Annotated in this window: 10 protein-coding genes; 3 read left to right on the top strand and 7 right to left on the bottom strand. The window is 71.6% G+C overall.

Annotation, left to right across the window (positions count from 1 at the left end; genetic code table 11):
- Window positions 1–15: 15 nt before the first annotated feature.
- The 4 genes from H0U68_RS08455 to H0U68_RS08440 are packed head-to-tail and all read right to left on the bottom strand — an operon-like array spanning window position 16 to window position 2,988.
- Window positions 16–309, bottom strand: a complete 294-nt coding sequence (locus H0U68_RS08455) for a (2Fe-2S)-binding protein (RefSeq protein ID WP_296354561.1) — start codon at window positions 307–309, stop codon at window positions 16–18.
- Window positions 306–1,097, bottom strand: a complete 792-nt coding sequence (locus tag H0U68_RS08450) for an ABC transporter permease (protein WP_296354560.1) — start codon at window positions 1,095–1,097, stop codon at window positions 306–308. Before H0U68_RS08450 ends, H0U68_RS08455 begins: the two co-directional genes overlap by 4 nt.
- On the bottom strand, window positions 1,094–1,948 hold the full coding sequence (locus H0U68_RS08445; protein WP_296354558.1) for an ABC transporter permease: 855 nt from the start codon (window positions 1,946–1,948) through the stop codon (window positions 1,094–1,096). The genes H0U68_RS08450 and H0U68_RS08445 overlap by 4 nt, the downstream gene beginning before the upstream one ends.
- Entirely contained in the window at window positions 1,945–2,988 is a 1,044-nt protein-coding gene (locus tag H0U68_RS08440; protein ID WP_296354556.1) for an ABC transporter ATP-binding protein, read from the bottom strand. The genes H0U68_RS08445 and H0U68_RS08440 overlap by 4 nt, the downstream gene beginning before the upstream one ends.
- A 145-nt stretch (window positions 2,989–3,133) precedes the next feature.
- Between H0U68_RS08440 and H0U68_RS08435 the strand changes: the two genes are divergently transcribed.
- Window positions 3,134–3,979 (top strand): IclR family transcriptional regulator, encoded by an 846-nt coding sequence (locus H0U68_RS08435; RefSeq protein WP_296354554.1) that lies wholly within the window; start codon window positions 3,134–3,136, stop codon window positions 3,977–3,979.
- A gap of 21 nt (window positions 3,980–4,000) precedes the next feature.
- On the opposite strand, the gene H0U68_RS08430 is transcribed toward H0U68_RS08435, so the two are convergent.
- On the bottom strand, window positions 4,001–5,344 hold the full coding sequence (locus tag H0U68_RS08430; protein WP_296354563.1) for a CoA transferase: 1,344 nt from the start codon (window positions 5,342–5,344) through the stop codon (window positions 4,001–4,003).
- Between the two features lie 86 nt (window positions 5,345–5,430).
- Between H0U68_RS08430 and H0U68_RS08425 the strand changes: the two genes are divergently transcribed.
- Complete coding sequence (locus tag H0U68_RS08425) at window positions 5,431–6,594, top strand: citrate synthase (RefSeq protein ID WP_296354553.1); 1,164 nt, start codon at window positions 5,431–5,433, stop codon at window positions 6,592–6,594.
- 62 nt (window positions 6,595–6,656) lie between these two features.
- The gene (locus H0U68_RS08420) at window positions 6,657–7,442 is read left to right on the top strand and encodes an enoyl-CoA hydratase-related protein (protein WP_296354550.1); all 786 of its coding nucleotides are present in this window, start codon (window positions 6,657–6,659) and stop codon (window positions 7,440–7,442) included.
- A gap of 12 nt (window positions 7,443–7,454) precedes the next feature.
- Here H0U68_RS08420 and H0U68_RS08415 read toward each other — a convergent pair whose 3' ends face one another.
- Together H0U68_RS08415 and H0U68_RS08410 are read right to left on the bottom strand one after the other, a co-directional pair.
- On the bottom strand, window positions 7,455–8,270 hold the full coding sequence (locus H0U68_RS08415) for a M55 family metallopeptidase (protein ID WP_296354549.1): 816 nt from the start codon (window positions 8,268–8,270) through the stop codon (window positions 7,455–7,457).
- A 10-nt stretch (window positions 8,271–8,280) separates the two neighbouring features.
- Window positions 8,281–8,544 (bottom strand): P1 family peptidase (locus H0U68_RS08410; protein WP_296354547.1); only part of this gene is annotated, 264 nt, incomplete at its 5' end.

Genomic DNA, 8,544 nt, shown 5'->3' with positions numbered 1-8,544 from the left:
CGATCGCCACCGCCGTCATGCGGCGCGCTCCGTGCGCAGCTGCATGCCCGGCGCCAGCGGCGTGGTGCAGGCGCGCAGCCGTTCGCCGCCGGCGGTGTCCATCCAGCAGTCCTGGCAGGCCCCCATGGCGCAGAAGCCGGCGTGCGGCAGCCCGCTGGCCTCGTGCACCCGCAGTTGGCCCGCCGCGGTGAGCACGGCGGTGAGCACGGTGTCGCCTTCCAGGCCGGTGCAGGGGCGGCCGTCCAGCGTGAACGGCACCGCGCGGCGCGTGTTCCCGGCCAACCGGACCAGCAGCGGAGCACCTGTCATTGCTGTCCCACCAGCACGCGGTCCAGGCCGTAGAGCCGGTCGAGCACCAGCATGACGCCTGCCGTCAGGGCCACGATGAGCGCCGACACGGCGGCCATCATCGGGTCGATGGACTCGGTGGCCAGCATGTACATGCGCACGGGCAGGGTCACCGTCTGCGGCGAGGTGATGAAGATCGACATCGTGACTTCGTCGAAGCTGTTGATGAAGCCGAGCAGCCAGCCGCCGGTGACGCCGGGCAGCATCAGCGGCAGGGTGATGCGGCGGAATGCCGTCCAGCGGCCCGCGCCGAGCGAGCGCGCCGCCTGCTCGATGGAGGCGTCGGCGCCGGCCAGCGCGGCGAGCATCAGGCGCAGCGCATAGGGCGTGACGATCACCACGTGCGCGACCGTGAGCCACAGCGCCGAGCCGCGCACTTCCATCAGCGCGAACAGCCGCAGCATAGCCACGCCCAGCACGAGGTGCGGCACGATCAGCGGGCTCATCAGAAGCCCGTTGATCGCCTGCCGCCCCGGGAATGCGTGGCGCGCGATCGCCAGCGCTGCCGGAATCGCGAGCAGCACCGCGCCCGTGGCCGCGAATGCCGCCACCACCAGGCTGTTGCGGAACGACGCCATCAGGTCGCTGTGCTCGAACACCGCGCGGAACCAGCGCAGCGACCAGTCGCCCCACGGCACCGACAGGGTGTCGGCCGGCGTGAACGCCACCAGGCACACCACCACCAGCGGCGCCAGCATGAAGGCCACCACCAGGGCGTTGAACGCGAGCGCGAGCGGGCCGTTTCTCATGCGCCCATCCGCTTGCGCCAGGCCGATTCCACGGCCGTCTGCGTACCCAGCATCACGGCCAGGTTCACCGCCAGCAGCGCGAAGGCGATCGCGGCGCCGAGCGGCCAGTTCAACTCGTGCAGGTATTCGTCGTAGATCAGCGTGGCCACCATCTTCAGGCGCCGGCCGCCGAGCAGGCCCGGTATGGCGAGCGCGCTGGCGCTCAGCGCGAACACGATCAGCCCGCCCGAGAGCACGCCGGGCAGCACCTGCGGCAGCACCACGCGCCGCAGCACCGTGAACCGGCCGGCGCCAAGCGACAGCGCCGCGTTCTCCACCATCGGGTCGAGCTTTTGCAGCGAGGTCCATACGGGAATGACCATGAAGGGCAGCATCACGTGCACCAGCGCGACGACCACGGCAATGGGTGTGTAGAGCATGCGCACCGCACCGATGCCCACCGCCTCGAAGATACGGTTGACGAACCCGCCCGGGCCGAGCACCAGGCTCCAGCCGAACGCGCGCACGACCACCGAGACCAGCAGCGGCGCGAGGATGACCAGCAGGAACACCGAGCGCCAGGGCGCGCGCATGCGGCTCAGGATGTAGGCCTCGGGCACGCCCACGGCGATGCAGATCAGCGTGGCGAGCAGCGCCACCCAGCCGGTGCGCCCGAAGATGCCCCAGTACCAGCCGTCGCCCAGCACCGTGGCATACGCATGCAGCGTGAAGCCGGGCTGCACGCCGGTCTCGTGGTTGAACGGATGGAACGACAGCACGGCCGTGAGCGCCAGCGGCAGCAGCACCATGAAGGCGAACAGCGCCAGCGCCGGTGCGCTGAGCAGGTAGGGTGTGCGGCGCGATGCGTTCATTCCTCTTGCGCCGGCAGCACGCGCACCGCGTCGGGCGGCCAGTCGAGCGCCACCTCGGATTGTTCCGCCCACGGGGCGCGGCCGTCGTTGGCACAGGCCACTTCCAGCTCGCCGAGCTCGCAGTCGACGCGGTAGAGCCACTGGCTGCCCAGGAAGAAGCGCTCCACGATGCGGCCGCAGACCTGTCCACCCTGGGCCCGCAGCGCGATCTTCTCGGGCCGCAGCACCGCCGTGAGCGCCTGTCCCTCGGCATGGCCGCCCTGCGCCGCGACGCGCACGCCGCCGGCCAGTTCCAGCGCGCCGTCGCGCCAGTGCCCGCGCAGCAGGTTGGTCTTGCCCACGAAGCCGGAGATGAAGCGGCTTTGCGGATGTTCGTACAGCCGGTGCGGCGCATCCACCTGCTGGATACGGCCGCCGTGCATCACCACCACGCGGTCGCTGATCGACAGCGCCTCCGACTGGTCGTGCGTGACCATCAGCGTGGTGGTGCCCAGCTTGCGCTGGATGCGGCGCAGCTCGAACTGCATGGCCTCGCGCAGCTTGGCGTCCAGGTTGGACAGCGGCTCGTCCAGCAGCAGCACCGGCGGCTCGATGACGAGGGCGCGTGCGACGGCCACACGCTGGCGCTGCCCGCCCGACAGTTCGCGCGGATAGCGCGCCGCGTACTCGGCCAGGTGGACCAGTTCCAGCATGCGGTCGACGCGCCGCTGGCGCTCGGCGGGAGGCACGCCGCGCATCTCGAGGCCGAACGCGACGTTGCCCGCCACCGTCATGTGCGGGAACAGCGCGTAGCTCTGGAACACGATGCCCAGGCCGCGGCGCTCCGGCGGCACGTGGGTGATGTCGCGGCCTTCCAGCAGCACGGTGCCCCGGGTGGCGCGCACGAATCCGGCGAGCGCCTGCAGCGTGGTGGTCTTGCCGCAGCCGGACGGCCCCAGCAGGCTGATGAACTCGCCGCGCTCCACCGACAGGTCGAAGTCCGCAAGCGCATCCACGTTGCCGTAGCGCTTGCTCAAGCCCTGGATGACGAGGAAGGACATGCGGTGGGGAAGAGGTGTGTGTTGGCCAGTGTGGCGCCCGCTCCCAAAGACCGTCAAGACAGAAAACCCGCCTATCGAAATGAATTTGACTATTATTCCGCTCTGCGGAATATTGTGGGATCGGAAAATCGAAAACTTCAACCAAATGAAATCCGAATCCATCTCGCCCGACGCGGCGGTGTCCAGCCTGCACCGGGCCGTGGCCGTCCTGCGCGCATTGGGCGCCGGCGCCAGCCGCGTCAGCGAACTGGGCAAGGCCCTGGGCTACACGCAAGCCACCACCCACAGGCTGCTGCAGCAGCTGGTGCAGGAAGGCCTGGTCGAACAGCTGCCGGACAAGCGCTATGCGCTGTCGCTCGGCCTGTTCGAGTTGGCCGCGCGCGCAGGCGAGCGCGGCGGCCTGCGCGGCCAGTTCCGCCCGGCCCTGCTGCGGCTGGGGGCGGCGCTCGGCGACAGCGTGTTCCTGCTGGTGCGCGCCGGCTTCGACGCGATGTGCCTGGACCGCTGGGAGGGCCCGTTCCCGATCCGCAGCTTCACCGGCGACATCGGCGGGCGCGTGCCGCTGGGCATCGGCCAGGGCGCGATGGCGATCCTGGCCAACCTGGCCGAAGCCGAGCGCGAGGAGGTGATCCGCCACAACGTGCCGCGCCTGGCCGGCATGGGACCGCTCGACGGCGTGTACCTGCGCACCGAGATCGCGAAGGTGCGCCGCCAGGGCTACGCGGCCACCAGCTCCGGCCTGATCGAAGGCATGGCCGGCGTGGGCGTGCCGGTCTTCGATGCGCGCGGCGAGGTGGTGGCCGCGCTGAGCGTCGGCACGCTGAGCGCGCGGCTCGAGGGCGAGCGTCTGCAGGTGGTGGTGGACCTGCTGCGGCGCGAGGCGGACCTGCTCGCGCCGCAGATCAACCCGTTCGATCGCGGCTTGCGCCGGCCGGCGGAGGCGCTCGGTGCGGCGGCCGGACGGACGGAGCGCGAAGCGGCGATGCCCTGACGCGGCCGGCGTGCCGCCTGTTCAAAACCAGATCGGCGCATCGCCGCCGAGCTGGCGCGCCGGCAGGTCCCAGTGCATCGCCGCGCCGGCGACCGCGCCCGGCGGTTTCAGCCGCTGCGCCGGGCCCCATGCGGTGGCCTCGACGGCGAGCCCCCTGTCGTCCGGCGTCTCCGGCGGAAGCGCCTCATCCGCGGCACGGGCCGGGTACTCCATCAACAGCTGCGCCGTTCGCGCCAGCGACAGCCGCGCCGTCAGCGATTCACCGCCATCCAGCCGCTGAGCGATGCCGCGCACCGCCGCCGCGGCCATGAGGTAGCCGGTGGCGTGGTCGAGTGCCTGCATGGGCAGCGGCACCGGCTTGCCGGCGGCTCGCCAAGCCATGCCGGCGTCGGCAATGCCGGTGCTCATCTGCACCAGGCTGTCGAAGCCGCGGCGGCCGGCCCAGGGGCCGGACCAGCCGTAGGCGTCCAGGCTGACGTCGATGAGGCCGGGCGCCAGCGCACGGCGCTCGGCGGGACCGAAGCCCAGGCGGCCGAGCGCCCCGGGCCGCAGGCCGTGCACCAGCACGTCGGCGCCGGCCAGCAGGACAGCGAAGGTCTCGCGGCCAGCGGGCGTGCGCAGGTCGAGGCGGGCGCTGCGCTTGCCAAGCACGACCTCCGGGATGACCGCGGGCTCGTCCCAGTCCGGCGGGTCGATGCGCAGCACTTGCGCGCCATGGCCCGCGAGAAAGCGCGTGGCCACCGGCCCGGCCAGCACGCGCGTGAGGTCCAGCACGCGGATGCCTTGCAACGGCCGCCCGCGCACCGGGTGCCATGCCGCGCGGACGTGGCTGCTCTCGCCCGCGCGCATGTGCACCAGCGGCTCCGTCGCCACCGCCTGCCCTTGCGGGTGCGCGCGCCAGGCATCCACCGACCGCATCTCGGCGGCGCAGCCGCCCCCGGCCACCACCGCGGCTTCCAGGTTCGCCTTGTCCCAGCGCGCGACGGCCTGCGCCATGCCGTCGCGGTCCGCATGCGCGCCGAGCACGCGTTCGGCCGCGGCGCGGTGGTGCGGCGCGTTGGTGTGCAGCCGGATCCAGCCGTCGCGGCATGCGTAGTCGCCGGCGATCGGGTCCCAGGGCGAGGGCAGGCTCCAGCCCATGGGGCGGATGGAGCTGTGGAACCACATCGCGCTCAGCCGGCGGTCGACGCCGACCTCGGGTGCGTGGCCGGTGATGCGCTGCAGGAGCGCGGACAGCGCCAGCAAGGGCGTGGCGATGGCGGCGGCCGCGAAGTCGGTCACCGCGAAGGCCGAGGGGAGTTCGCCGGCACCCGTGAAGCGGAGGCTCGTGCCCGCGCGGGGCGGCAGGCCGATGGCGTTGCACATGCGTGCGGCGATGTCGAAGCAGCGGGTCATGCGATGCAGTGTTCTTGCTAACATGAATCGCGTCAATCTTGATGGATTGCATCAACATGAACCGATGGATCAGCGCGGGGCAGGCCCTGGAAGCTTTGGGCGTGAAGCCGCAGACGCTGTACGCCAACGTGAGCCGCGGCCGCATCCGCGCCAAGGCCGATCCGCGCGATGCGCGGCGCAGCCTCTACAACGGCGAAGACGTGGGCCGGCTGCGCGCGCAGCGCGCCGGCCGCCGCCCGGCCGAAGTGGTCGCCGTGCAGGCGATCCACTGGGGCGAGCCGGTGCTGCCGTCGGCCATCACCGCCGTGATGCACGGGCGGCTCTGGTACCGCGGCGTCGATGCGATACGGCTCTCGGATTCCGCGAGTTTCGAGGCCGTGTGCGCGCTGCTGTGGGAAACCGCGGAGGCCGACGCGATGAAGGCATCGGCCGCGCCGGTGCGCGTGGACGCGTCGGCCTCGCCGCTGCAAGCGGCATTGACCTTGCTCGCCGCGCGCGCCGCATGCGATGCGCCCTCGCTGGGACGATCTCCCTCCGAACTCGTTGCCGACGCGGGCACGCTGGTCGACGGCATCGCGTCCGCGCTGCTGGGCGAACCCGCGCGGCGCAGGAAGGCCTGCGCCATGCACACGCGCATCGCCGCCGCGTGGAAGGCGCCGCATGCGGCCGATGCCATCCGCAAGAGCCTGGTGCTGCTGGCTGACCATGAACTCAATCCCTCCACCTTCGCGGCGCGCGTTGCCGTCTCCACCGGCGCGCCGCTGTCGGCCGCGCTGCTGGCGGGCCTGGCGACATTGGCCGGTCCGCTGCATGCAGGCGCGTGGTCGGAGTTGCGCGCGCTGATGGAGTTCGCGCGCGGCGTCGGGCCGGCCGCCGCGGTGCACACCGCGTTGGCGCAGCGCCAACGCCTGCCGGCATTCGGCCATCCGCTGTATGCGCATGGCGACCCGCGTGCCCGCGCCTTGCTCGCATCGTTCGACGTCGGGCCGACGCACGCGGATCTCGCCAGGGAAGTGGAGTCCGCGACCGGCGAGCTGCCCAACATCGATTTCGCGCTAGGCGCGATGGCCGACGCATCCGATCTTCCGCCGCACGCGCCGCTGGTGATCTTCGCCATCGCGCGCTCGGCTGGCTGGGTGGCGCATGCGCTGGAGCAGGTGCGCAGCGGCGAGCCGATCCGGCCGCGCGCGCGTTACACCGGCGCCATGCCCGTGGCCTGAGCAGACTTGCCGGCCCGCCGCAGGCGGCCAGCCCTTACGATGTGGCCGAACACGGAGGCCCCATGGACAGCTACAGCACCCTGACTTTCGAGCGGCAGGACGGCGTCGCCCTCGTCACCTTGAACCGGCCGGCGGACGCGAACTGCCTGAACCAGCAGATGGCGGCCGAGCTGCTTGCCGTGGCCGAGCGCTGCGCGGGTGACGACGGCATCAAGGCCGTGGTGCTGACCGGCCAGGGCCGCTTCTTCTGCGCGGGCGGCGACGTCAATGCATTCGCAAGTTTCGGTGAGCACGCCGCCTCGGAGGTCAAGCGCTTGGCCGACGAATTGCACCGCGCCATCTCCAGTTTCTCGCGCATGCGCGCGCCGCTCATCGCGGCGGTCAACGGCGTGGCCGCCGGTGCCGGGTTCAGCCTGGCGATGTCGGCCGACCTGGTGCTGGCGGCCGAATCGGCCAGCTTCACCATGGCGTATACCGCCATCGGCTTCAGCCCCGACGGCAGTTCCTCGTATTTCCTGCCGCGGCTGGTCGGCCTGCGGCGTGCGCAGGAGCTGATGTTCACCAACCGCAAGCTCTCCGCCGCTGAAGCCGCGGACTGGGGCGTGGCAACGCGCGTGGTGCCGGGTGCCGCGCTGCAGGACGCCGCGCTGGAGCTTGCGCACAAGCTGGCCAACGGCGCGCTCGGCGCGCATGCCGGAATCAAGAAGCTGCTGCTCGCCACCTACGGTAGCACGCTGGAAGACCAGATGGAGCTGGAAGGCCAGACTGTCGCCGCGTGCGCCGCCAGCCCGGACGGCCAGGAGGGCGTGCAGGCCTTCCTCGCCAAGCGCGTGCCGAAGTTCAGCTGAAACGCCCCGCCTTCAGCGCAGCAGCGCCGACATCGCCGACAGGCTGTTGATGGTGCGCACCGCCGCTTCGACGGTGGGCACGGTGATGCCGACTTCCACGGAGCCGATGCGCTCCAGCGTCGGCCACTGGCAGAACAGGTCGGCGAGCGCCGGTGTCTGGGTCTGCACGCGCACCGCCACCGGCGTGGGCAGCACGAACGGCTTGGCGGCGGCGCGCGTGCGCAGGCCTTCGATGACGCCGTTGCGGATCGCATCGCAGGCCGCCGCGGGCGACAGGCTGGTGCCGCTGGTGTTGCCGCTCGCGCGCTTGGTCTGCACGTAGACCACGTGCGGCAGCAGCGGGCGGTGTTCCTCGATGAACACGTCGTCGCCGCTGGCCATGACCACGGGCGCGCCGTATTCGCCGGCCAGCGCGCCGTAGATGCCCATCTCGCCAAGCTCCATGCCGTTGAACGCCACACGCGCGAAGGCGAAGCTGTTGATGGTGTGCGCGAGGATGCCGCGGCCCTGCGCGCGCGAGTGGTAGCCGACCATGCAGACCGCGTCCGCGCCTTCCACGCCGGCCATCATGCTGAGATACCGCGGCTTGCCCATCACGGCCTGCGCGCGCGCGTCCAGCAGGTCGGTCAGCAGGTTGCGGAAGTCGCCGTGGGAGTCGTTGACCAACACCTCGGTGGCGCCTGCCGCGAACGCGCCATCGATGGCCGCGTTGGCCTCGCGCGTCATCAGCACGCGGGCGCGCTCGTATTCAGGGTTGCCGGCGCGCGTCTGCTGCGTGTGGAACACGCCGGCCACGCCTTCGATGTCGGTGGAGATCAGGACGCGCATCGCAATCACCTCACAGCAAACCGGCGAGCGCGTCGCGGCGGTGGCCGTCGCGGCCGGTCACGGTTTCGGCGTGGAACAGCGCATGCAGGATGGCCTGCTCGCTGGCGTCGGCCACGGCCTGGAACAGGCCGTCGGTCAGCCGGTCGTGCAGCATGGCCACGGCCGGCATGGCGCGCGCGCTGTCTTGCGGCACGGTGTAGGCGGTGGAAAACGCCAGCGCGATGTCGCCGCTGCCGTGGCCGAACACCGAGCCGGTGCGCGCCAGGCCCGCGCC

The sequence above is a fragment of the Ramlibacter sp. genome (genome assembly GCF_013697775.1).
Classification (GTDB): Bacteria; Pseudomonadota; Gammaproteobacteria; order Burkholderiales; family Burkholderiaceae_C; genus Ramlibacter.
This window is presented reverse-complemented; position numbering and strand designations above follow the sequence as displayed.

Bases quoted from the DNA above. Each gene is read 5' to 3' on its own strand.
- H0U68_RS08450 (WP_296354560.1), bottom strand. From the start codon at position 1,097: ATGAGAAACGGCCCGCTCGCGCTCGCGTTCAACGCCCTGGTGGTGGCC.
- H0U68_RS08455 (WP_296354561.1), bottom strand. From the start codon at position 309: ATGACAGGTGCTCCGCTGCTGGTCCGGTTGGCCGGGAACACGCGCCGC.
- H0U68_RS08415 (WP_296354549.1), bottom strand. From the start codon at position 8,270: ATGCGCGTCCTGATCTCCACCGACATCGAAGGCGTGGCCGGCGTGTTC.
- H0U68_RS08425 (WP_296354553.1), top strand. From the start codon at position 5,431: ATGAACCGATGGATCAGCGCGGGGCAGGCCCTGGAAGCTTTGGGCGTG.
- H0U68_RS08430 (WP_296354563.1), bottom strand. From the start codon at position 5,344: ATGTGCAACGCCATCGGCCTGCCGCCCCGCGCGGGCACGAGCCTCCGC.
- H0U68_RS08420 (WP_296354550.1), top strand. From the start codon at position 6,657: ATGGACAGCTACAGCACCCTGACTTTCGAGCGGCAGGACGGCGTCGCC.
- H0U68_RS08435 (WP_296354554.1), top strand. From the start codon at position 3,134: ATGAAATCCGAATCCATCTCGCCCGACGCGGCGGTGTCCAGCCTGCAC.
- H0U68_RS08440 (WP_296354556.1), bottom strand. From the start codon at position 2,988: ATGTCCTTCCTCGTCATCCAGGGCTTGAGCAAGCGCTACGGCAACGTG.
- H0U68_RS08445 (WP_296354558.1), bottom strand. From the start codon at position 1,948: ATGAACGCATCGCGCCGCACACCCTACCTGCTCAGCGCACCGGCGCTG.